Below are 21,478 nucleotides of genomic sequence, written 5' to 3'. Positions count from 1 at the left end.
GAGACCTCCAGGCCTCGCGCAGGCGGGTCGCATCACCGCGCTCGATCATGCCGTGCGCCGCGACCCCGACGCCTCCGCCGCGCAGGGCCACGGTCTCGTATGTCATGGACATGGAAGGTGTCGGCTGCAACCATGCCAGGGAAAGGATTATGGCGGTCAGGACGAACTGGGGAATGGTACAGCGATCGGGCATCACGCGCATCCTCGTCACGTCCTTGTCCGCGATCGTCGTGCCGACCCTGCTCTGGATCGTGCCGGCCGCCGCGCAAACGAGCGCCGCGATCACCGAACCCGAGTTTCGCTGCATCCTCGAGCACGCGCAAGCTTACCGCCGGCAGGGCGACGAGATCGTCCTCAACTTCAGGACCTGCCCCGCCGAGCCGAGCCGCGTCGAGAAGCTGGAAGCTTGGGAAGCGCAAAACTTCTTTCCGCAGCCCACCTTCTCTGTCGAGCCCGACACCGAGCCGGTAGCGCCAGAGGACGTGCCGGTGCTGATGATCTCGGGGCGCGAGTTCGACTGCCTCATCTCGCATCCCGAGGCGATCGAGGTCGACGCCGCTACGGGCCGGTTCCTCGTCCTCCCGGACAGCTGCCGCAGCAACCCGTGATGCTGGCTCGAATCGGGACGCGACTGCCCGAGCGGGCGATGACCGCGATCAAGTTTGTCGGCAGCGGCGCGGTCATCGGCGGCGCGATCGCCTCGACGGCGGCCTTCTTCTGGCAGGAGCATTGGGAGCAGGACCGCGAGCGGCGCGAGGCGCTGGAATCGCTCATCGTGACTTGGCACAGCGACTATATCGGGCAGCATCGGGACAGGGTCTCGTTGTTCCTGCTCGAACCTGCCGGCGTCGAGATGCGGTCGCGCCCGCCGGCGGAATACGGCGGGCGCCTCACCGCGGCCTTTGCGCGCGCGCCGGAGCTGGTGCTCTCGGTCTCGATCATCGCCTCCTTCTATCGGTCGGTCGACTTCTGCATCCGGGACAAGAGATGCGACGCGGAGCGCACCCTAGCCGCCTTCTCCCCTTCCGCGCGCGAGTTCCACCGCGCCTTCGCGCCGCAGTTGCGGCTGATGGATTGCGAGTTGCGCTACGATGGGGTCGAGGATCATGTACTCGCTATAGCCCGTCTCGAGAAACCCCTGCCCTCCTTCCCGCAGCGCTGTGGGTCATAGCGGTCCGGTTCGCGATTGTGCGTTCTCGCTCGGTTGACTCGTCCAGAGCCTCATAACTGCACCGGGGGAGACTATTGCGTTGCTGGTTGGTTGGCGAGGATGCTGCATTCCCTATGCCGAGGTTAGACGGGGCACGCCATGCGCCGTGATCCGTTCGAGGGACATCGGCTTCCGCGTGAGGTGATCCTGCCTGCCGTGCGCTGGCGCTGCCGGTGTCCGCTCTCGAACCAGGATGTCGCCGATCTGCTGGCGGAGCGCGGGATCATCGTGGATCGGGCCACGGTCTTCCGGTGGGTGCAGACGTTCGGTCCCGAGATTGCCAGACGTGCGTATGCCCACCGCGGCTGGCGGGGCCTGAACTGGCACGCGGACGAAACCTATGTCCGTGTCGGCGGGCACTGGCGATATCTCTGGCGGGCAGTGAACCAGAACGGCCGGTTCATCGATTTCCGGCTGACGACCAGACGGGATGCGAAAGCCGCCAAGGCCTCCCTGAAGCAGGCCGTCCAGGGGGCCCGCCTCCACCGGCCGGTCTCCATCTGCCCGGACAAGGCCCCCGGATACCGAAAGACCATCCAAGACCTGAACCGCCAATTCGATCCCCACATAGGCAGCATCCTGCATATCGACCGGAAGTGGCGAGACAACCGGATCGAGAGCGATCATGCGGCGCCGAAGCGCCTGCTCGGAACACGGCGGTCTTTCCGCTCGCTGCGATCCGCCAAGGCGACGCTTGCGACGATCGAGACGACCCGGACCATCAAGAACGGCCACATCTCGAACAAGGCACTGGGTGTTCGCGGAGAGATCCACTTTGTCCGGGGATCTGTTCGGTCAAGCCGCCTGACGCGCAGACCATGGAACTGCATCTGCGCACAGCCGGCTAACGCAACAGTTCCTTTCAGAGTGAGAGCAGTGTGATCGAGACGCTCATGTCTAAGCATGGCGCACCGGCCGAGGCACTGCGATCCCTCGATAGAAATGCGGCAAGTATATCCAGTGAGGACGTTGCAATGCCTATACGTTGTGGGCGGAAGATGTTGGGTTGATCGAGCGGTCGTCAGGTTCTTCCGACAGGATCATCCGGGTTCCGGCGCGCGGTGCAGTGCGGGACCATCCGGGTGTCTCACCGCGCAGAACCGCTCTCCTCGCTCAAGGCCCCGGCAGCGAGATCTTCCAATGCGGCGAGGTCCTCGCGAGCGGCGGCCTCGCGGGCGGATCGAAGATGCCCGCGCGCGACCCCTGCGCGGCCGGTCGCGGCGGCTAGGCGGGCGAGGCCGAGATGGCACCGCGCCGCATGGCTGCCGCCGCCGGAGCGGTCCATCTCTAGGCATCGCTGCAACGCGACCGCGGCACGGCGCCGCGCAGATGGGCGGAGGCGCGCCCATGTGAGCAGGTCCGCGAGGCCGGGGCGGACGGCGGGGCGCCGCGCGCCCGGCGCCGGCAGGCCTCCCACCGCCAGGAGGACTTCGGCGCGCAGCAGGAGCGTCTGCCGGATCAGGTTGACGTTACCCCCTGCCTCGACCGCGCGGCCCAGCCTCGCGATCCGGCCCCACGCCTGTGAGAGGCGTCCGGCCCGCAGGTCGAGCACGGCCCGCAGCCACGCCGCGGCATGGGCGACGTTCATGTCGCCGAGCGCCTCGCCTTCGGCCACGAGCGCATCGACCTCCGGCAGGAGCGGGTCGGGCGCCTCGCGCATGCCGCGTGCGTAGAGGTCGATGGCCCGGCCCACGCGCGCATCGCCCGACCCTGGGATCGCGTGCCGCAGGGCGGGCGCGACCGCCGCGCCGGCCGCTTCGGGATCGTCCTCGATCGCGTGCAGCAGCGCCCGCGCCCAAGCCGCGTAGGATCCAGCGCGCCGGTCCCCCCGCTCGGTCTCCAGGCGGTCGAGCTGCTCAATCACGGCCAGGGCCTCGAGCCGACGCCCGGCGGAGCGGAAGGCGGAGCTGAGGAGGTAGAGCGCCGTCATCTCGAGGTGGACGTCGCCGGCGGCCCGCGCGGCCGGACCGATCTCCTCGGCGAGGGCGACGATCTCATCCGTCGGGCATCCCGTCTCGTCGTGATGCCGCATGAGGGCGGCGCGCGCCCAGGCGGCGCCGGGCCGGTCGTTCGCCGCCTCGGACTCCCACAGGCTGCGCCGCGCAAGATCCTCGGCGGCGCCGTAGTCGCGCAGATGGCACACGGCGATGGCCTGGAGCGTGCGAGCGACGGACAGCTCCGGCGAGGGCCCGGCCGCCTCTAGGCGCGGGCGCAGGCGGCGGAACACCCGGTCGAGCGCTCGGTAATCGCCGAGATGGTCAAGGGCGCGCAGCCATGTCGCGGCGAGGCGACGGTACGCGGCATCGTCGAGCGCATCCGGCAACTCGGCCGAAATCTCGGCGGCCCGCTCGCAGTCGCGCAGCGCCTCGCGCACGGCATAACCCGAGAGGCGGTGCGCGGCCGCCGATACCAGATGACGCGCGGCTTGCGCCTCGCGTCCCGCGCCCAAGGCGTGCCTGGCAAGGCGTCCGGCCTCCTCGGGGCGCGCCGGTCCGGCGCGCGCGCGGGCATCGAGGATCGCTCCATGGGCTATCCGACGCTGCGAGGGCAGCAGGCTTTCGGCGATGGCGTCGCGCACCAAGGCGTGGTCGAACCGCCAACGGCCGGGACCGGCCGGCTCGAGCAGCCCGGGCGCCGCCGCCGCCAACGCTAGGTCGGCCGGCCGCCCGAGGGCCTCCGACAGGGCCGCCTCCGACACCTCGCGCCCCAGGAGCGCCGCGAAGCGCAGCGCCTCGCGCACCGCCTCGGGCAGGCGGTCGGTGCGCGACAGAACCATCTGCTGCAAGTTGCCGGTGAGCACGACCCCGGCCGGTCCGGCGAGGTGCAGGCGTCCGTCGCCTCGCCGCTCCAGCAGATCCTGTTGCCCCAAGGCGCGGATCACCTCCTTGGCTGCGAAGGGCAAGCCCTCGGCGCGCTCGGCCACCAGTTGCGCCAGGTCCGGCGAGAGGGGCGGGCCCGCCCCCGCCGCGACATTGGCGAGCGAAGCGGCGTCCATGGGGTCGAGCACCAGGGCCGTCGCCGCCCGCCCGAACGCCGCCGGGTCGCGCCCGGGCCGGGCAGTCAGGATCAGGTCGACCGGAGCGGCGCCGAGATCGCGCAGCACCGCAAGACTCGCGCCGTCGATCCAGTGGACGTCCTCGATCCAGAGCGCCGCGTCGCGCCGGGCTGCAACCCGCAGGATAAGGCCCGACAGGAAATCCCTGTTCGCCTCCGCGCGGGTCACCGGATCGGCGTCCCCGGCGGCACCCAGGAACCGCGCCAGCGCGCCATCGTCGCCGCGCCGCGGATCCTCGGCCAGCAGGTGGGCGAGGAGCTCCGCGCGGGGGAGACCCGAGGCGGGCCCGGCGGCGTCGCGCAGCAGGCCGATCAGCGGCGCGTGGTCCGCCGAGAGGGCCCCGTCGGCGCAGCGCCCGACCAGCACCGGCCGCCTCGGCGTTAGGGCGGCGGCGACCTCGCCGGCGAGGCGGGACTTGCCCATCCCGGCCTCGCCCTCGATCCAGAGGGTCCGGCCGCGCGCGTCCCCCGACAGCGCCGCCCGAGCGGCCAGCAGCGCGGCCTGCCGCCCGACCAGCGGCGCGGGCGGCGCGGCCCCGGCCGCGAGGCCGAGAAGGGCGGCGGGCCGGATCGGCGCGTCGAAGCCCTTGGGCACGCAGGCCTCGCGGGGTGCGGTCGCGATGGCGCCGCCCACCTCGTCCGCGATGGCCGGATCGAGGAGGATCTCACCCTGCCCTGCGGCTTGCTCCAGCCGTGCGGCCAGGACCACCGCGTCGCCGATCACGGCGATCCCTCCCCGTTCGCGCGCGACCATCACCGAGCCCTCCGCAAGGCCCATCCGCACCGCGAGCCCGTCCGCGAGGCGCCCGCGTGTCTCCAGCGCCGCGCGGCACGCCTGAAGCGCCGCGTTCTCGACGCCGCGATGCGCGCCGAAAGCTGCCAGCACCCCGTCACCGGCCTCGTCCACCACGATGCCGCCATGCCGCTCGACCGCCGCGCGCACCGCCTTCCGCACCTGCGACAGGCAGGCATGCGCAGCCTCGGGGCCGACGCGGCGGGCCATCTCGGTCGATCCCACCACGTCCACCGCCAGGATCGCGGCGCGCCGGGCGTCCGAGGTCGGGTCGGTCATCCGAGGAGCCGGGAGGAGGCGGCAAAGGCGTCGCGCAGCCATCCGGCCGTCCGCGGCATCGCCTCGGACGACATCTGACGGTTGCGTGCGCCGGCGAGGAAGAGGACCGGCACGTCCGCGAGGCGCCGCCGCCCCGCCTCGGTGAGGTGGGCGTCCGATCCAGGCGGAAATCGAAGGTCCATCGAGTCGCCGAACGGGATCGGCATCGGTGGCGGCGCGTCCCCGAGCGGCGCTCCGAGGGCCCGGCCCAGTGCCGCCGCGATGTCGGGCAGGCCCGCACGGCGCCGGAACGGGCCCGCCGGCGCGCCGTCATGCAGGTCCGACAAGCGGACATAAAGGATCATCGAGAACCCCCACCCGCAATTGGGCATGGCCCACGCGCCCGAGTCAATCGCCGCCAGGTTGCGTCGGCGCGCGCGCCTCTGCGATCCTGCCGCGGGCATTCGGGGAAGGGCGCCATGACAATCGCCGAACGGACGGGACTGCTGCTGGGGGCCATGCCGCCCCGGATTCGACGCGCGCTGATCGCGGGCGGACGGCGGCGGCACTGGCCCGAGGGAGCGTCCATCTACGTGCGCGGCGCGCCGGGCGGCTCGATGATCCTCATCGAGACGGGCCGCGCCCGGATCGGCATCGTGGACGCCGCGGGCCGCGAGACCATCCTCAATTTCATGGGCCCCGGCGAGGTGATGGGCGAGATCGCCCTGCTGGATGCCGGGCCGCGCAGCGCCGACGCCGACGCCGCCACCGACGTCACCGGTGTGGAGATCGATCGCGCCGCGGTGCTGCGGATGCTGGCCGCCGATCCAGAAGGAGGCCTCGCCCTCGTGGCCGAGCTCTGCGCCAAGCTGCGCAACCTCTCGGAGATGGCCGAGATGCAGGCCCAGCCGTCGGGTGCGGCCCGCCTCGCACGGTGCCTGCTGCGCCTCGCCGACCGCTGGGACGAGACCGATGCGGACGGACGCGCCGTGATCGGCGGGGGGCTGAGCCAGGGCGATCTGGGCGCCTACGCCGGGTTGTCGCGCGAAACGGTCAACAGGCTGCTGCGCCGGTGGGCTGCCCAGGGGACCGTGGCACGCGGCGCCGGCGGCCTGATCGTCCTGCGCGACCGCGCCGCCCTGGCCGCCCTCGCCGCCTGATCGCATCCGGGCTGTGACGCACCTCACAGCCCGGCCGCACCTCGCGGTCGTATCACCGTGCGCAGAAGGCCGCCCCCGGCCCAGGCCACGGAGACACGACGATGCCAACCCGACCCTTCGACACGCGCCGCCTGCCGGCGGAGACCCTCAAGGCGCGGTTGATCGCCGCCCGGCCGGACCTGTCCCTCGTGGAGCAGGAGATCCTGTCCGACGGCCCTCATCTCGAGCGCAACACCGACAATTGGGTCCGCTCGTGGGTGGACCGGGACCATGTCGTCACTCACCGCTCGGGGCGCGTCACTGCAACGCGGGCGATCACCGATTCCGGTCTTCTGATCTGGATGGTGCAGCTTCAGGGCAACCGCTTCGCCTTCCACGCCGATCGCGAGGGCGTCGACGACGCCTTTCGCCAGGCATCCGAGGCGCGGCGCGCCCGCAAGGCGATCGCCGCCCGCTGGGACGAATACCGCGCTCTGCGCCGCCGCATCTTCCTCGGCGACCGGAAGCTCAGGATCACCGTCGACGACGCCCGCCGCGCGGGGCTGTGCGAGCTCGGGATCCAGGGCTTCCTCCACCGCTTCGGCCTCGGGGGGCGTGCGGACTTTCCCGGCCGGCTCCTCGCCGTCCTGTCCTATCTGGATCGACAGGTCGGCTATGCCGTGTACGCCGGCCACACACGCCAGCAGGCCGAAGAGGCCGAGACCTCCGTCGGCCGGGAAGCCTCCGATGCTGCTTGATCGCCCCGTCGGGGCGGGCACCACGCGCAGCACCGAGGCGGTGGTCGCCGCCCGCCGTTCGACCCGCGCGTTCTCGGACCGCGCGATCGACGCCGCCGAGGTCCGCGCCCTGCTGCGCGACGCGGCCCGCGCCCCGTCGGGGGGCAACATGCAGCCCTGGCAGGCGTATCTGCTGCGCCGCCCGGCGATCGAGCGGGCCGCGGACGCGATCCGCGCTACCGGCGTCGCCCCGCACCGCGCGGTCTGGGACGACTACCGCTATTATCCCAAGCGGTTCTTCGGCTCCTACGACGTGCGTCGCAAGGCGCTCGGCCGGGCCCTCTACGGCCTTCTGGGCATCGAGCGGCGCGACACCAAGCGGATGCGCCAGCAATTCGAGCGCAACTTCGACTTCTTCGGCGCGCCAGTCGGCGTGCTGATGACCATCGACCGGCGGCTGGAGCGGGGATCGTGGATCGACTTGGGGATGTTCGTCCAGACGGTCGTCCTGCTCGCGGAGGCGCGCGGCTGGGGCACGTGCGTGCAGGCGTCCTTTGCCCCCTATCACCGCGCGCTCCGCCCCGTGCTGGGGATGGAGGAGGAGGAAATCCTTGTCTGCGGCGTCGCCATAGGGCACCCCGATCACCGCGATCCCGTCAACGCCTTGCGCACCGAACGCGACCCAACGGACATGTGGCTGCGCCAGTTGGACTGATGCTGCGAGCGGCACCCGGCGGGTGGCAAGGATGCGGGTCCGGGGCTGGACCCTCTCGTCTCCCTCGGGAAGGAGGAGGGGCGAGAGGGGCCATCCGCGAGCCTCCATCGCCGCTGCCATTCGCCGTACCGACGTCACCGCTTGGGCTCGCGCATCCGCATCGCCAACCTTCCCCTTCTGAATCACAGTCATCGCGCATAACGCGATGCCGTCCCAACTAGGAGCGCCCCCATGATCGTCGGGTACGTCCTCAACACCTATCCTGTGGTGTCGACGTCCTTCATCCGCCGCGAGATCGCGGGGCTGGAGGCCGAGGGCATCACCGTGCGGCGCTACGCGGTTCGTCGCTGGGGGCGCCCTCTTCCCGATGCCAGGGACGAGGCGGAGGCGGCCCGGACGCGCTACGTCCTGGACGGTGGATTGACGGAGCTTTTGCTCGGAGCGGCCTGGTGCCTGTTGCGCTGCCCCGCCCGCCTTCCGGCCGCGGCATGGCTGTCGTGGCGGCTGTGGCGGCGGGCGCGAGGGGGCATGCTGCGCCACCTCGCCTACCTCGCCGAGGCGATGGCCCTCCGAAGGTGGATGCACGCCGACGGGGTCGAGCACGTGCACGCGCATTTCTCGTCCAACCCAGCCGCGCTGGCGGCGCTGGTTCGCACCCTCGGGGGACCGGACTACAGCTTCACGGTGCACGGTCCCGAGGAGATCTGGCAGCTTCGCAAGAACGCCATCGACGAGAAGGTCGCCGGGGCCGCGTTCGTCGCCTGCATCAGCCGGTTCGCCCTGGAGCGGGTGGAGGCGGACGTGCGGCCGAAGGACCGGTCGCGCCTCGAGGTCGTGCGGTGCGGGATCGACCTCGCCGAGCTTCCCGCCCTTGGCCCCGCCCGGGACCGGGGCGGCGAGGGGACGCACGTCGTGTTCGTCGGACGCATGACCGGGGTCAAGGGCGCGGCAGTGCTGCTGCAGGCGGCCGCGCGCCTGACGGACCGCCATCCCCGGTTGCGCCTGACGCTGGCGGGGGACGGGCCGGAGCGGCCGACGCTCGAGGCCCTTTCCCGCGACCTCGGTCTGGCGGGGCGCGTGCGGTTCGCGGGCTTCCTATCGGGGCACGAGGTCGCAGACCTCTTGGCGACCGGCGACGTCCTCGCGCTGCCGTCGCACGCCGAGGGCGTGCCCGTGGTCTTGATGGAGGCGATGGCTACCGCCCTGCCGGTGGTCGCCACGCGCGTGGCCGGCATCTCGGAGCTCGTGGAGGACGGTCGATCGGGCATCCTCGTGCCGCCTGGGGACCCGGAGGCACTGACCGGGGCGCTCGACCGGATCCTCGGCGCACCCCGGGAAGCCATGCGCATGGGCCGTGCGGGTCGCCTAGCCGTGGAGCGCGGCTTCGTCGCCCGGTCGGAAGCATCGCATCTGAGCAAACTCATCGAACGGGCCGTGCGCCGGCACCGTTCGGAAGGCGCGCCCACCCGGTGAGCAGTTCCGCGAGAGGCGATCATGGGCCGGGTGGGCCGGTCGCGTCCGAGCAGCCCCCTGCGGTTGATTCGCTTGACGGCGCTTCGAGCGTCTGAAAATTGATTAACGTTCCGTTACAATTATCTTTAGTACGAGTACGATGAAGCACACGCCCTACGACCGCATGCAGCGCGCGGTGCGTCCCGCTCGGGCCGTCACGCCGGCCAAGTCCAGCCCCCTAGGCGCCGACACCCGAGCCGACGTCCTGATCGTCGACCTCAACAACTTCGCGAGCTTCCCGACCCTCGCCATCGGCATCCTGACGGCGGCGCTGCGCAACCACGGCCACCGGGTCCGGCTGATGTCGCCGCTGGCCTACGACCGGCCCGCAACCATGCGCGAGCGGCGCGAGACGATCGTCGACCACGCCCTGCGGCGGGTACGGTTGAGCGACATGACCACCGTCGTGCGGCTTCGGGGCCTCCTGCGCGAACGGCGGCTGACCGTCGAGGAGCGACCCGACGAGGCGAGCATCGCACAGGTCGTGCGCGAGCTCGACGCCCGCCCGACGGTGGTGCTGCTGTCGGCCTACCTGCAGCACCGCGAGGCGGTGCGCCGGATCGCGGCCGCGGCGGGCGCGCGCGGGGTGCCGGTGCTCCTGGGCGGGCCGATGTTCGGGCTTGCCGAGGTCGCCGAGGCGTGGCGCGGCACCCCGGGGCTGACGGCGGTGGTGGGCGCGGAGGCCGACCGCGACGTGCCGGGCATGGTCGAGGCTGTGCGCAATGGAGGCGACCTGCTGGCCTTTCCCGGCGTGGTCCTGCCCGACGGCCGGCGCTCGGCCCCCGCGCGCCCGCTACGTGAGCTCGACCAGACCCCGGTACCGGACTTCACCGACTTCCCCTGGGACCGCTACCCCGTGCGCATCGTCCCGGTGATGACGGGCCGGGGCTGCCAGTGGGACAAATGCCTGTTCTGCTCGGATGTCATCTCGACCTCGGGGCGGACATTCCGCACTCGCAGCGTCGCGTCCGTCCTGTCGGAGATGGAGGAGCAGGCGCGCCGGCACGGCACGGCGAGCTTCCTGTTCCTCGACCTCAAGCTCAATTCCTGGCCCGGGATGATCCGGGGCATCGCCCGCGAGCTCGGCCGTCGTGTCGAGGGCGCCGAGTGGATCGGCACCGTCCATGTCGACCGGCGCGAGGACAACGGCTTGTCGGCGCGCGACCTAGCGCTCGCCGCCGAGGGGGGCATGCGCCGTGTCTCCTTCGGGCTCGAGAGCGGCAGCCAGCGCATGCTCGACGCCATGCACAAGGGCTCCTGCGTGGAGCGCAACGCGCGCTTCATCCGCGACGCGTACGCCGCCGGGCTGTCGATCCGCTGCACCATGTTCAAGGGCTTCCCCGGCGAGACCGCCGACGACATGGAGCGCACGGCCGACTTCCTTGAGGAGCACGCGCCCTTCCTCGACCGGGTGCGCTTCAACAACTTCACGATCTACCCCGGCACGCCGATCCATGAGGCGACGGCGCGGCACGCCGACGCCTCGGATCTGGTGCTCACCCGTCCGGATTCCGCGCGCGGCCGGGTGGACTACGCCCGGCGCGCCCCGCTCGACCGCGCCTACCGTCGCGCCAAGAGGCGCGCCCTAGCCGTCGTCCACGCGATCAACGCCCGTCCGCTGCGCGACGCGGCCAGGCAGTTCGACGGCCTGATGTGATCCGCCGCAGGCTGTCGCGGATACGCACCGCCTCGGCGGATGCCGGGGGCGCGCTCGCGAGACGGCTGCGGCGCGTCTCGGGCCTGGAGCGACGCGAGGAAGCGCGCGCCTTCCTGGACGCCTTTGCTGCCGCCACCGGCGCGACCGATGCGCACCGCAGCCGCCGCTGGGCCGAGATGCGCCGCGGTCTGTCGCGCGGCGATTACTACGAGCACACCCCCGAGGAGTTGGCCTTCGGCGCCCGCCTCGCCTGGCGCAACGCGGGGCGCTGCATCGGCCGGCTGCCCTGGGACAGCCTCGAGGTCGAGGACCACCGTGCCGACGGCAGCCCCGAAGCCATCGCCGCCCAAATCGGACGTCACCTGGACGCCGCCTACGGCGACGGGCGCATCCGCTCGATCATCTCGATTTTCCCTCCGGTGCGGGGCACGGTGCTGCCCGCCTGGATCGAGAGCCCGCAGGCCTCGCAATACGCCTGCCACGTGGGCGAGGACGGCGCCGCGATGGGCGACCGCCGCAACGCCGAGGCCACGCGCATCGCACGATCCATGGGCTGGCGCCCCGCAGGCGCGCCCGGGCCCTTCGACCTGCTGCCCGTGTTCCTGCGCGACCGCGACGACCGGCGCATCGTCGTGCCCCCGCCGCCCCAGACCCGCGAGGTGGCGATCGCCCATCCCGATCGCCCGGGCCTCGCCGCGCTCGGGCTGCGCTGGTACGCGGTGCCTCTGGTGACGGACATGATCCTCTCGATCGGGGGGATCGACTATCCCTGTGCGCCGTTCAACGGCCACTACATGTGCACCGAGATCGCGTCGCGGAACTTCGCGGACGTGCGTCGCTACGACATGCTGGAGGACGTCGCGCGCGCCCTGGGGCTGTCGCCCTCGCCCGGGGACCGCTTGTGGCGCGACGTCGCGCTGACGGAGCTCAACCGGGCCGTGCTGGCCTCGTTCCGCGCGGCGGGGGTGACCATGATCGACCACCATGCAGCGTCCGACCAGTTCATGACCTTCCACCGCCGAGAGCAGTCCCAGGGCCGCCGGGTCGCGGCCGACTGGCGCTGGATCGTGCCGCCCCAGGCCTCGGCGGCCTGCCAGCCGTTCCACCTGAAGATGCGCGACTTCCACCCCGTCCCGGGCTTCTACCGCAACCGCGGCGAGGACGGGCTGCGGATGATGCCTTGGTACGGCGACCGCTACCGCCGACGCCCCGAGCAGTGGGCCGACCGCGTCCTGCGCCGATGGAAGATCTGGAAGCGGATGGCTTGGTAGGGAACTGTTGCGTTAGCCGGCTGTGCGCAGATGCAGTTCCATGGTCTGCGCGTCAGGCGGCTTGACCGAACAGATCCCCGGACAAAGTGGATCTCTCCGCGAACACCCAGTGCCTTGTTCGAGATGTGGCCGTTCTTGATGGTCCGGATCGTCTCGATCGTTCCTGACGCTCCACGCCATGCCGGGCGCGCGGCTGGTCGCGCAGGCGCCGCTCCTGCGGCTGCCCGAGGCGGTGCAAGGCCGGGGCATCCGCCACGACCGCCCGCTGGCGGTGTTCTGGCTGCGGCGCGAGAACCTTGTGGTCGAGGTGCAGCCCCGCCCCGAGGGGATCACCGCGGCGCAGTGGGACTGCCGCGCGCCGCTGTGGCTGCGGGTGCACGACCTCCTCGACGGCGAGCTGCCGATGCGGGTGCCGGTCTGGGCGGTGCACCTGTTCGAGCGCCCCGACCTGGAGACGGCGGCGCGCGACGCGCTGCCCCTGCTCGCGCAGGCCGCCCGGCGCGAGACCACCGCGCGCCTGCTCGACGGCCTCGTGCTGGTGCCGTCGGTCGGCCCCACGCCCTTGGGCGAGCACCGCGCCGGCGACCGCAGGGTCCGCGCGGTCGGTCTCGACGCGGCGGGACGGGGGCTGCGCGACGGCATGGCGCAGGTCGCGGACTTCCTGCGCGCGTGCCTGGGCGGGGGCCGGTGAAGCGCAAGATCGGATACGACCTCGGCGGGTGGCACGACGTCGCCGTGTTGCGCGAGGACGGCGCGGTGCGGACCGTCTCGGGCGGGTCGGGCGCGGCGGTGGTCGATACCGACCCGGCGGCGGACGGCCCGCGCGCCCGCGAGGAGGCCTTCGTCGGCGGCGTGCAGGGAATGCTGGCCCCGCACGGCCGCGGCCCCGGCTGGGGCACCACCGTCGGCGCGTCCCATCGGCGCGTGCCGGTGCGCGAGGTCGTGGCGCCGGACGCCCACGCTTCGGCGACGGACGACGGCGCGCGCTTCCGGGCCGCGCTGCGGGGGCTGGCCGATCCGCGCCGCGCCACGGTCGCGCTGGCGATCCCAGACGACGGATCCCTGGACGAGGCCGCCCGCGACTGGCGGCTCGCGGCGCTCCGGCGCGCGGGCGCGCGCAGCGCGCTGCTGGTCTGGCGCCCCGTCGCGCTGGTGCTCGACGCGCTCGCCCGGGGGACGGTCCGCGAGGGCACGACGGTCGCCACCCTCTCGCACGGGGGCGAGGGGCTCTCGGTCCAGACGCTGGAGATCACCACGGAGGACGGGGTCGCCGCGCCCCTGCGCAAGGAGGCGGGCCGGGCGGTGCCGTGGTCCGGCGGCCTCGCGGTGCGCCGGGCCGCGGCGATCGAGCGCCTCGCGCGGGCCGACCCGCGCGGGGGCGCCCTCGCGGAGACCATGGCGCTGCCGGTCGCGGCGGCCCTGGGCGAGGCGACCGGGCCCGAGCTGGTGCGCCAGGGCGGGGGCGGCTGGACGGTGGTCGAGCCGGTCGAGGCGCCCGCGCTGCCGGACCTGCCCGGGGACGTCCGGTCGGCCCTCGCCGGAGCCACCACCGTGCTCGTCGACACGCCTCTGGCCGGCGGGGCGCGCGCCCGGCTCCTGGAGCTGCTGGGCGCGGGCGGGGCGGACCCCGACCCCGACGCGGTCGCGCGCGGCGCGGCCGAGGCGGCGCGCCGCTTCGCGCTGGACCTGCCCGTGTTCTTCGACTTCCTTCCGCAGATCTCCACGGTGGTCGCGGGCGCGCGAGAGGCCGAGAACTTCGACCTCATCCCCGAGGGCGCGCGGCTGCGGGCGGGGCGGCTCTACCGCAGCGAGGTGCCCGCGCGCATGCGGCTGCTGCGGGGCGCCACGCGGGTCGATCTCTACCTGCGCCGGCAATCCGACGCGAGGCCCCGCCGCGCCGAGGTGCCGCTGCCCGGGGAGATCCGCAGCGACGTCGAGATCGCGGTGTCGGTCGAGCAGATGCCCGCGGCGGGCCGGGCCAGGGTGATCCTGGAATCGCCCGGACTGATCCGGCCCCTGCTCGCCCACTGGGAGGAGGCCGAGGAGCTGGAGGAGAGCTGGGACGAGGTCATCGCGAACGCGTCGAACCCGCCGCCGTCGATCCCCGCGCGCATGGTGCTGCCCTGCAGCAGCGTCGCGTGGAGGGGGCGCGACGGGGAAAGCGGGCTCGAGGAACTGCTGCGGGAGTACCGCGGGGGACACGCGCCGGGTTGGAAGGAAGCTCGGACCCGCATGGCGATCGTGGTGGACGGCCACCGCACGATCAGCAGCGACGGCGCGCTGCCGGAGGACCTCGACCCAACCATCCGGAAGGCGTTCGAGACGCTTTCCCAGGAGGCCGCGGCGGCCGTGGAGCGCCGGCTCGACGGCAGGGACCGCGTCCGCTCGAACGATGCGCTCCTGTTCCTGACCTGGCAGTTCCGGCGGTGCCCGCAAGACCTGGTGCCCGAGTTGATCCGGGCCCTCCGCACGGGATCCGGCCGCCATCCGTTCCACTGGACCGGAGCGAACGCCGCGGGCCTCTGGCAGGGAATCGGACGCTGCGCGACCGAGGAGGCGGACCACCGCGCGGCGTTCGACCTGCTGCTGGCCTGCGCCGACGACGACTGGAAGAAGAACCACCTCGCCTGCGCCGCCTTCCTGCTTTCGCGCACCGACGCGGCGACGCTCCTGGGAGAAGGCGAGGTCGCTCGCATCGGCCACCTCGTCGCCGCGCGCATGGAGGCGCTGACGCGGGACGGCGATTTCGGTGCGCGGTTCATGTACCTGCCCTTCCTCTTCGTCGGGTTGCTCCGGTGCCGCCTCGCGGACCCCTGGGCCCTCGTGGCCGGGCAGGACCGGACCGCGGACCGTCTGCTCGCCGCGGCCGAGGCGGCCCGTCGGGCGATGGAGGGCCCGGACGGAATGGCCGACCGCCGCCGGCTCCTCGCCGAGTCCTGCGACGAGCTGCGCGGCGAAGGCCGGAACCCGAACCTCCTCGCGGCGCTGGCCGGCGAGGCGAAGTAGGATCGGACGCGGGTCCGTCGGACGCCGTTCGAGGCGGGGATCAGCATCGCATCGTGACGCCGGGCGCCATGTCCGAGTCGCCGCACGCGCTTACCCCAAACACCAAACCTCGCGGCTGACGATCCCCGCCCCCTTAAAATGGCCGCGACGGCGCAAGTCGGGTAACTTCTCCCGGATGCATAACTGATGCTCGCCCGAAGCGAGGCCAGCGGGGCACACCTTCTCGTCGATCTTAGCCTGTCTCAGCACTTTTGGTTCGGACTTCGGGCCCGTTGCTGCAACGGTGGTCGGCTCTCTGCCATGGGAGCGAGCTCGTGGCGATTCCTTCCGGGTCGATCGACAGCATCATACGGACGGATTGCCGAGGCACGCCGCGTGCCGGCAGCGCCGCGGGGATCGGCGCGGAACGCCAAGGGAGACTCCGGCATCCCCACGGGCGTCCCTTCGCTAGCCGGATCCGTCCCTGCATAGGGCGAGGAGCCGGGACACCACGGCTCGCGCGCCGTCCAGCGGCAGGGTAGACAGCGTCCGCCCGCCGCCGGCCTCGACCGACAGCGTGCCCGACCCACGTCCGAGGTCCACGAGGATCGCGCGCTGCTCGGCCGGCTCGAAGCGCGATCGGAAGCTCTCAAGGCCGGACTCGCGCGCGGGCCGGCGCACCGCCGCCGCGGGCACTCGGGCGCTCGGCCCGGCGATCTCGACCGAAAGCACCGAGGCGGGAGGCCCGCCGCTGGAGACCACATCGATGATCCACTCGGTGCCGCCGCCCGGCGCGCAGGCGAGGCCAATACGGTCGCCCGCAAGCCCTTCAGTGAAGGCGGTCGGCCGGTCCTCGACCCGCTCGAGGCGCCACATCCCTTCCCGCATCGGCTCGAAGGTTCTGGAGGCCAATGCATCGTCGGCCGGTTCGGCCGGCGGCGTCGGCGCATCCCACATGGCGCGGCAGGCCTCCTCCCAACCGTCGACCGCTGCCCGCGAGCCGCGCAGGTTGAAGGCGTGGAGGTGGTAGCTCGACTGGTCCTCCACCGAGACGCGCACTCCGCGCTTCAAGTCGCGGCGCATCCGCTGCTGCGCCCGGTCGTCGAACGCCGCCGCGGCGGTGATGCGCCGGACGCCCCCGGGCCGGTCCTCCATCGTGCCGCGGTAGCGGTAGCGCCGCCCGCCGATCGAAAAGCCGAGCGGGGCCGGCGACTGCAGGCCCCGCGGCTTGGCGAGCATGTCCATCACCACGAAGAACGTCTCGGGGGCCTCGGCGGAGCACTCCAGCGCGAGGCTGCGCCCCTCGCTCGACGCCACCGCGGCGGTGACCGCGGTGGGCTCGCGCTCCAACGCCCACTGCGCGTGGGCGGGGCCGGCCAGCACCGCGGCCGCTGCGGCGAGCGCGGCCCAGCCGATCGACGTCGCATCTGTCGTCCGCCGCATCCTACTGCCCGCCCACCGCGTAGTCCGCGACGCCGGTCTCAGGCATCACGATCTCGACGCAGCGTCCCTCGGTGTCGGTGAATTCGAAAGGGTGCGTCACGAAGGTCTGGACGCCGAAGGCCTCGCCCGGCGGAACCGTTCCCGAGGGCTGGCGGAGCCCCTCGTAGTCGATCCAGGCCACATCGAGGGGCGCGGCCGTGCGGTTCGTCACGTAGATCACCAGCGGCTCGTCCCAGCGTTCCGAGCGGGCCTCGGCGAAGGCGGCACAGGAGGACGGGGGCGCGGCAGGCTGCGGCGCCGGTGCGGGGGCCGGTGCTGGTGCAGGCGCGGCCACCTGCGGCGCGGGCGCAGCCGGCGCAGCGGCCGGTGCAGCCGGCGCAGCGGCCGGGGCCCCGCCGAGCGCCGCGAGCCGGGCGCGGGCGGGCGCCTCGAAGCACGGGGCGTGCTCGTCGATGTATCCGGCGAGGGCCTCCGCGGTGCCGGCCTTCAAGGCCGCCTGAAAATCGGGCATTGCCGCGCCGCAGCCCGACTGGGCCTGCGCCGGGCCGCCGGCGGCCATCGCGCCGAGCCCGAGCGACAGGGTCGGCACGGCGAGGGCGCGCACGATGCGCGTGGCTGGGGTGGACGAAGGCATGGTGGATCTCCCTTGGCGTCTCTAGTTGGGCCGGTCGCCTCGCGGGGACGGACGATCGACGGCGGACCGGGCCGGCTCCGCGGTAGATCCCTCCCGGATCCGCCGCGGAGCCTTCGGGCTTCCTTCAGTTGCCGCTTCCCAACCCTCCGGCCGGGAAGCCGCTCTGCGCGCCAGCACCTTCGGCGCCGAACTCCACTCCCTCACCGGCCGCGTGGTCCGCCTGGGCGCATTCGCAGGTCGGATCCCCGCCGAGCGGAAGCGCGAAGCCCGCTTCCTCCGCGCCGAGCATCCAGTGCGAGGTGAACCGGGCCAGCCCCTCGTACTCGAACGCCTCGTCGACCTGCACGGCCGGCACGACGTGGGAGTGTGGGTAGAGGGCTATGCGGACCGCGAAGGCGCTGGAGGGCCATGAGATCACCATGACCTCCGCGCCCGCGGCGTCCTGCTCCATTCGGATGCGACCGCCGCCGGGCATCGCCAGAGCGTCGCCCTCCTCCGAGACCGCGTCCTCGAAGGGAAGCCCGTTGACCGAGATCGCGGGCTCGGGCGTTGCGCGGACCACCATCGTGTCGGTGCCGACCCGCATGGAGAGGGCGGTGAACACCGACGCGCTCCGGTCTCCGGTCCACAGGTCGCGCCGCGCATTCACGACGATGCCGGGATCCGACGACCCGTCCCGACCGAACGTGTCCCACCCCGTGGAGCGGATCAGCACGAAGTCGCCCCGATCCGGGAACGCCGTCTCGAGCCCGTCCTCGGCGAGCGCCACGAACTCGGCCTCGACCTCGGGCGCGCAGCCGGGATACGAGATCAGCGCCTCGATCGCGTCCACGCCGAGCAGCGAGATGGCCGAGGGAGGCGCGTCGGAGGCGTCGTCGTTGAAGCAGACCGCCTGCAGCAGGAAGTCGTCCTCGGTCTCCCGCAGGCGGACGTCGCCGCACAGGTTCTGGAAGTCGCTCTGGCCCTCGCCCGTGTAGTCGAGCAAGCCGTCCGTGACGGTCAGTCCCTCGATCGGGATTGTCTCGCCCCCCGTGCACTGCGCAGCGAGGCCCGGCACGGGGCTCAGCACGAGCGAGAGGTTGTCGATGCGCTCGAGGAGCTCGGCCTTCTCGATGCGCCGCTCGGTAAACGTCACCTGCACGTCGCGCCCGACGCTGAGCACGCCGCCGCCGAAGTCGAACTCGCGCTCGGCGCTGCCGATCTGGCGGCAGGTGATCACGATGTCGCCGAAGTCCTCGACGCGCGACGCGGCCTCGGCCTGGCACGACTCCTCGGCCCGCGCCACCGCGTCATCCAGCGACCGGCCCAGCTCCGTCACCACGGTCTGACCGCGGGCGTGGGTGGCGCAGTAGATCGCGACGCCGCCCGCCGCGGGCACGCCCTCCAGCAGCTCCGCCGGGGACTGGAGCCCGGCGACATCGCTGCAGGCGCCCACGTCGACGGTCGAGGTGATGTTGCTCGTCACTTGGGTGACCACCGTCTGCTCGCCCGTCTCCTGAGTTTCCTCGGCACGGGTGCGGACGACCTCGATCTGCTGTGCGTACTCGGTCAGCTCCTCGGTGATCTGGGCGACCTCGACGCTGTCGCCGACCGAGGTGACGCCCTGACCCGAGAAGACCTCGACCAGCGCCTCCTCGGCAACGGCTTCGTCGATCTCGTAGAGCGTGGTCAGCACCGTAATCACGAAGGCCAAGTCCACCGTCTCGCCGGGATCGAGCGCGGCGAAGTTGCCTTCGAGCGTGTCGAACACCGCCGCCTCGACCGGCACGTTCCGTCCCGTGCCCACCTCGGTCACGGTCGTGGTGAGGGCCCCGTCCGTGGCGACGGTAAGCATTCCGGTGCGAACGGTCTGCTCCAAAGTGACCAGCTCCTCGAAGGTCGGCACCACCTCGGGCGGGCCAACGATCTCGATCACCTGCTCGGGCGGCAGCACCGCCTCGGGCGCGAGGGGGTCGCCGTAGACCGTTCCCGCCTGCCGGCGATCGGGCGGCAGCGTGGCCACCGCCTCCTGAAAGGTAACCGAGCTCTCCAGGAAGGCCTCATCCTGCGTCGCGGCGACGTCGAGGGTGCAGTTGGCGAGCGCGAGCGGGTCCGTCACGCCGCCGGCCTCGCAGATGCGCTGCGCGCTGGCCCGCACCGTGAGGTCGACCTCTTCGAGCGAGCGTCCCTGCGCCCGGGTCGTCTGGGTCTCGACCAGCTCCTCGATCGCGGTGAACGCGATCGCGCCGCCGCCGGACCCCGCCGAGCCGATGTCGAACACCTCGACCACGGCCTTCGACGCCTCCTCCTCACTGATGCCGAACGTCGCGGTCATCAGCGTGGCGACGAAGCCGACGTCCACGGTCTCGGAGCCCTCCAGGGCAGTGAGGTTGTCCTCCAGCGTCTCGCGGACCGCCGCCTCGGCGCCCACGCGGCGGCCGGTGCCGGCCTCGGTCACCACGGTGGTCATGCCCTCGCCGCGCTCGGACCGGAACAGCGTCTCCTCGGCCGACACGCGCCAGCTGTCGCCGAAGCGGGCGAGCTGCTGCCCGTCCGCGGGCGGGCAGATCAGCTCGGCGCCGTCGCGCGGCAGCATGTCGTTGAGAGGATTGCCGTCTAGGTTGCCGAGCAGGCCCGAGAAGCGGCCCTCGCCGCCCGACACGCCGACGTCCAGAAACTTGCGGGACAGATTGACCCGGACCGTGAAACCCCCGTCCGGGGCGATCACGAGGTAGCGGGGGCCCCTCTTGCCCTCGCCGTCGTACTGCAGGAAGCCGCCTCCGGCGAGCTGGCGGTCGGCGCCGGTGGTGGCCGTCTGGTTGTTCGGGCCGGGCAGCTCGGCCGCCTCGCCGTCGTAGTAGATGCGCTGGCCGTCTTCGTCGGCGTAGATCTCGATCACGCTTGCGCCGTGGCGGATGGCCACCGCGGTGTTCCACGACACCGCCTTCCTCTCATTGCGCCGCGTCTGGCGGGTCTGGACCTCCAGAAGCCCATCGGTCGAAGCTGCGAGGACGAACTCACCCTCGTCCTGGAAGTCGTAGGCGAGGCCGTCGGGGGTGAGGATGTGCACGTCGCCGTGAGAGTTGGTGGGCGTCTCTGCGCCGCGGCGGCCCCTGAAGCCCCCCTCCTCGGTGCCGCACGCCCCGAGGTCGACCGCCTCCATCGCGGCGAAGTGCGCGGCGAGGTGGAAGCCTCCGACCCCGCCGCCCTGCCCTCCGCCGGCGCCGAAGCCGACGATCTCGGCGAGCGCGACCACCTCGACCGAGGTAGCGGAGCCGAACCCGTGCCGCTCGAGCACGATCGTCATCCCTCGGGACGCCGCCGCCTCGTCCACCTCGTAAAGCGAGGTGAGCATGGTCAGAAGGAACGAGACCTCCACGACCCTGCCCATCTCGAGCTCGCGGATCGTCTGCTCGAACGTCGTGTAGATCGCCTGCTCCAGCGTGACCTGCGCGCCGGTGCCGATCTCGGACACCATCATGGCGAGCATGTCCTCGCCGCCGCCTTCTGCCCCGTCCCCCTCGGCCTCGTCGCCAACCACGGGGATCTCCGCCCCGTCGGCCAGCAGCAGGAAGGTCGCGTCGCGCCGCGCAAGGCTCTCGGAGTTCGCGTCGATCGGGTCGAGCTTCAACACAAAACCCTGGTGGCGGAGGAACTGGCCGGGAAAGAGTTCCGACTCAAGGCTGATGAAGCCCTGCCGCGCCGCGCTTTCCTCGAGCGGCCGGCGGATAGCGAAGTAGGAGCCCTCCTCCGGCACCGGCTCGAAGCTCGCCCCATCCTCGCGAGCCACGAGGAAGAGCGGTGTGTCGGAGTCCACATTCGCCGCGAACAGCACTGACTCGGTTCCGGTCGCGTACATCTTCAGGGTGGGCGTCGCCTCTTCGCCCTCGGCGATGCGGCCCGACGTGTCCACAAAGTAGCCGGTCAGCTCGCCCGAGGCGTCGCGCTGGTTGTCGTTGATCGAGTAGGCCAGCAGGCGCGCAGGCGGATACTCGAGCGTGGCGTCGAGCGTCGACTCGGACGTGACCACCGCACCGGCTGAGCTGTCCTGCGCCGCGGCGGACGCGGCGCAGAGGGCGAGGACGGATACG

At 72.3% G+C, this 21,478-nt stretch carries 16 protein-coding genes; 11 read left to right on the top strand and 5 right to left on the bottom strand.

Annotation, left to right across the window (positions count from 1 at the left end; genetic code table 11):
• The first annotated feature begins 104 nt into the window (after nt 1-104).
• The 3 genes from K3554_RS16280 (at nt 105) to K3554_RS16270 (ending at nt 2,092) form a co-directional block, all read left to right on the top strand.
• Nucleotides 105-608 carry a hypothetical protein gene (locus tag K3554_RS16280; RefSeq protein WP_259946102.1) on the top strand — a complete coding sequence of 168 codons (504 nt, stop codon included), beginning with the start codon at nt 105-107 and terminating at the stop codon, nt 606-608.
• A 38-nt stretch (nt 609-646) separates the two neighbouring features.
• A complete protein-coding gene (locus tag K3554_RS16275; RefSeq protein WP_259946099.1) occupies nt 647-1,171 on the top strand; it encodes a hypothetical protein in 525 nt (174 codons plus the stop codon).
• Between the two features lie 138 nt (nt 1,172-1,309).
• The gene (locus K3554_RS16270) at nt 1,310-2,092 is read left to right on the top strand and encodes an IS6 family transposase (RefSeq protein WP_259946096.1); all 783 of its coding nucleotides are present in this window, start codon (nt 1,310-1,312) and stop codon (nt 2,090-2,092) included.
• Between the two features lie 205 nt (nt 2,093-2,297).
• Here K3554_RS16270 and K3554_RS16265 read toward each other — a convergent pair whose 3' ends face one another.
• Both K3554_RS16265 and K3554_RS16260 read right to left on the bottom strand, forming a co-directional pair.
• Nucleotides 2,298-5,336, bottom strand: a complete 3,039-nt coding sequence (locus tag K3554_RS16265; protein WP_259946094.1) for an AAA family ATPase — start codon at nt 5,334-5,336, stop codon at nt 2,298-2,300.
• A complete protein-coding gene (locus tag K3554_RS16260) occupies nt 5,333-5,680 on the bottom strand; it encodes a hypothetical protein (RefSeq protein WP_259946091.1) in 348 nt (115 codons plus the stop codon). Before K3554_RS16260 ends, K3554_RS16265 begins: the two co-directional genes overlap by 4 nt.
• A gap of 114 nt (nt 5,681-5,794) precedes the next feature.
• On the opposite strand from K3554_RS16260, the gene K3554_RS16255 reads away from it, so the two are divergent.
• From K3554_RS16255 to K3554_RS16220, 8 genes are all read left to right on the top strand, one after another.
• Nucleotides 5,795-6,475, top strand: coding sequence for a Crp/Fnr family transcriptional regulator (locus tag K3554_RS16255; RefSeq protein WP_259946088.1), 681 nt, complete (start codon nt 5,795-5,797; stop codon nt 6,473-6,475).
• 101 nt (nt 6,476-6,576) lie between these two features.
• Nucleotides 6,577-7,212 carry a hypothetical protein gene (locus K3554_RS16250; RefSeq protein WP_259946086.1) on the top strand — a complete coding sequence of 212 codons (636 nt, stop codon included), beginning with the start codon at nt 6,577-6,579 and terminating at the stop codon, nt 7,210-7,212.
• On the top strand, nt 7,202-7,906 hold the full coding sequence (locus K3554_RS16245; protein WP_259946084.1) for a nitroreductase: 705 nt from the start codon (nt 7,202-7,204) through the stop codon (nt 7,904-7,906). The genes K3554_RS16250 and K3554_RS16245 overlap by 11 nt, the downstream gene beginning before the upstream one ends.
• 231 nt (nt 7,907-8,137) lie before the next feature.
• Nucleotides 8,138-9,379, top strand: a complete 1,242-nt coding sequence (locus tag K3554_RS16240) for a glycosyltransferase (RefSeq protein ID WP_259946082.1) — start codon at nt 8,138-8,140, stop codon at nt 9,377-9,379.
• Nucleotides 9,380-9,518: 139 nt separating this feature from the next.
• On the top strand, nt 9,519-11,075 hold the full coding sequence (locus tag K3554_RS16235) for a radical SAM protein (protein WP_259946116.1): 1,557 nt from the start codon (nt 9,519-9,521) through the stop codon (nt 11,073-11,075).
• On the top strand, nt 11,072-12,346 hold the full coding sequence (locus K3554_RS16230; protein ID WP_259946113.1) for a nitric oxide synthase oxygenase: 1,275 nt from the start codon (nt 11,072-11,074) through the stop codon (nt 12,344-12,346). Before K3554_RS16235 ends, K3554_RS16230 begins: the two co-directional genes overlap by 4 nt.
• 178 nt (nt 12,347-12,524) lie before the next feature.
• A complete protein-coding gene (locus K3554_RS16225; protein ID WP_259946111.1) occupies nt 12,525-13,037 on the top strand; it encodes a hypothetical protein in 513 nt (170 codons plus the stop codon).
• Complete coding sequence (locus K3554_RS16220) at nt 13,034-15,352, top strand: hypothetical protein (RefSeq protein ID WP_259946109.1); 2,319 nt, start codon at nt 13,034-13,036, stop codon at nt 15,350-15,352. Before K3554_RS16225 ends, K3554_RS16220 begins: the two co-directional genes overlap by 4 nt.
• Nucleotides 15,353-15,799: 447 nt before the next feature.
• Here the strand turns inward: K3554_RS16220 and K3554_RS16215 are convergent, their stop codons facing one another.
• From K3554_RS16215 to K3554_RS16205, 3 genes are all read right to left on the bottom strand, one after another.
• On the bottom strand, nt 15,800-16,774 hold the full coding sequence (locus K3554_RS16215) for a hypothetical protein (RefSeq protein WP_259946107.1): 975 nt from the start codon (nt 16,772-16,774) through the stop codon (nt 15,800-15,802).
• Between the two features lies 1 nt (nt 16,775).
• Complete coding sequence (locus K3554_RS16210; RefSeq protein WP_259946105.1) at nt 16,776-17,408, bottom strand: hypothetical protein; 633 nt, start codon at nt 17,406-17,408, stop codon at nt 16,776-16,778.
• A 124-nt stretch (nt 17,409-17,532) separates the two neighbouring features.
• Nucleotides 17,533-21,417: a VWD domain-containing protein gene (locus tag K3554_RS16205; protein ID WP_259946103.1), complete on the bottom strand. Its 3,885-nt coding sequence runs from the start codon at nt 21,415-21,417 to the stop codon at nt 17,533-17,535.
• Nucleotides 21,418-21,478: the final 61 nt, after the last annotated feature.

This window comes from Jannaschia sp. W003 (assembly GCF_025144335.1).
Taxonomy (GTDB): domain Bacteria; phylum Pseudomonadota; class Alphaproteobacteria; order Rhodobacterales; family Rhodobacteraceae; genus Jannaschia.
The sequence above is the reverse complement of the archived record's forward strand: the minus strand, read 5'-3'. Positions and strand labels throughout refer to the sequence as shown.

Bases quoted from the DNA above. Each gene is read 5' to 3' on its own strand.
- K3554_RS16255 (WP_259946088.1), top strand. From the start codon at position 5,795: ATGACAATCGCCGAACGGACGGGACTGCTGCTGGGGGCCATGCCGCCC.
- K3554_RS16265 (WP_259946094.1), bottom strand. From the start codon at position 5,336: ATGACCGACCCGACCTCGGACGCCCGGCGCGCCGCGATCCTGGCGGTG.
- K3554_RS16280 (WP_259946102.1), top strand. From the start codon at position 105: ATGGACATGGAAGGTGTCGGCTGCAACCATGCCAGGGAAAGGATTATG.
- K3554_RS16275 (WP_259946099.1), top strand. From the start codon at position 647: ATGACCGCGATCAAGTTTGTCGGCAGCGGCGCGGTCATCGGCGGCGCG.
- K3554_RS16225 (WP_259946111.1), top strand. From the start codon at position 12,525: ATGCCGGGCGCGCGGCTGGTCGCGCAGGCGCCGCTCCTGCGGCTGCCC.
- K3554_RS16210 (WP_259946105.1), bottom strand. From the start codon at position 17,408: ATGCCTTCGTCCACCCCAGCCACGCGCATCGTGCGCGCCCTCGCCGTG.
- K3554_RS16270 (WP_259946096.1), top strand. From the start codon at position 1,310: ATGCGCCGTGATCCGTTCGAGGGACATCGGCTTCCGCGTGAGGTGATC.
- K3554_RS16240 (WP_259946082.1), top strand. From the start codon at position 8,138: ATGATCGTCGGGTACGTCCTCAACACCTATCCTGTGGTGTCGACGTCC.
- K3554_RS16215 (WP_259946107.1), bottom strand. From the start codon at position 16,774: ATGCGGCGGACGACAGATGCGACGTCGATCGGCTGGGCCGCGCTCGCC.
- K3554_RS16260 (WP_259946091.1), bottom strand. From the start codon at position 5,680: ATGATCCTTTATGTCCGCTTGTCGGACCTGCATGACGGCGCGCCGGCG.
- K3554_RS16235 (WP_259946116.1), top strand. From the start codon at position 9,519: ATGAAGCACACGCCCTACGACCGCATGCAGCGCGCGGTGCGTCCCGCT.
- K3554_RS16250 (WP_259946086.1), top strand. From the start codon at position 6,577: ATGCCAACCCGACCCTTCGACACGCGCCGCCTGCCGGCGGAGACCCTC.
- K3554_RS16245 (WP_259946084.1), top strand. From the start codon at position 7,202: ATGCTGCTTGATCGCCCCGTCGGGGCGGGCACCACGCGCAGCACCGAG.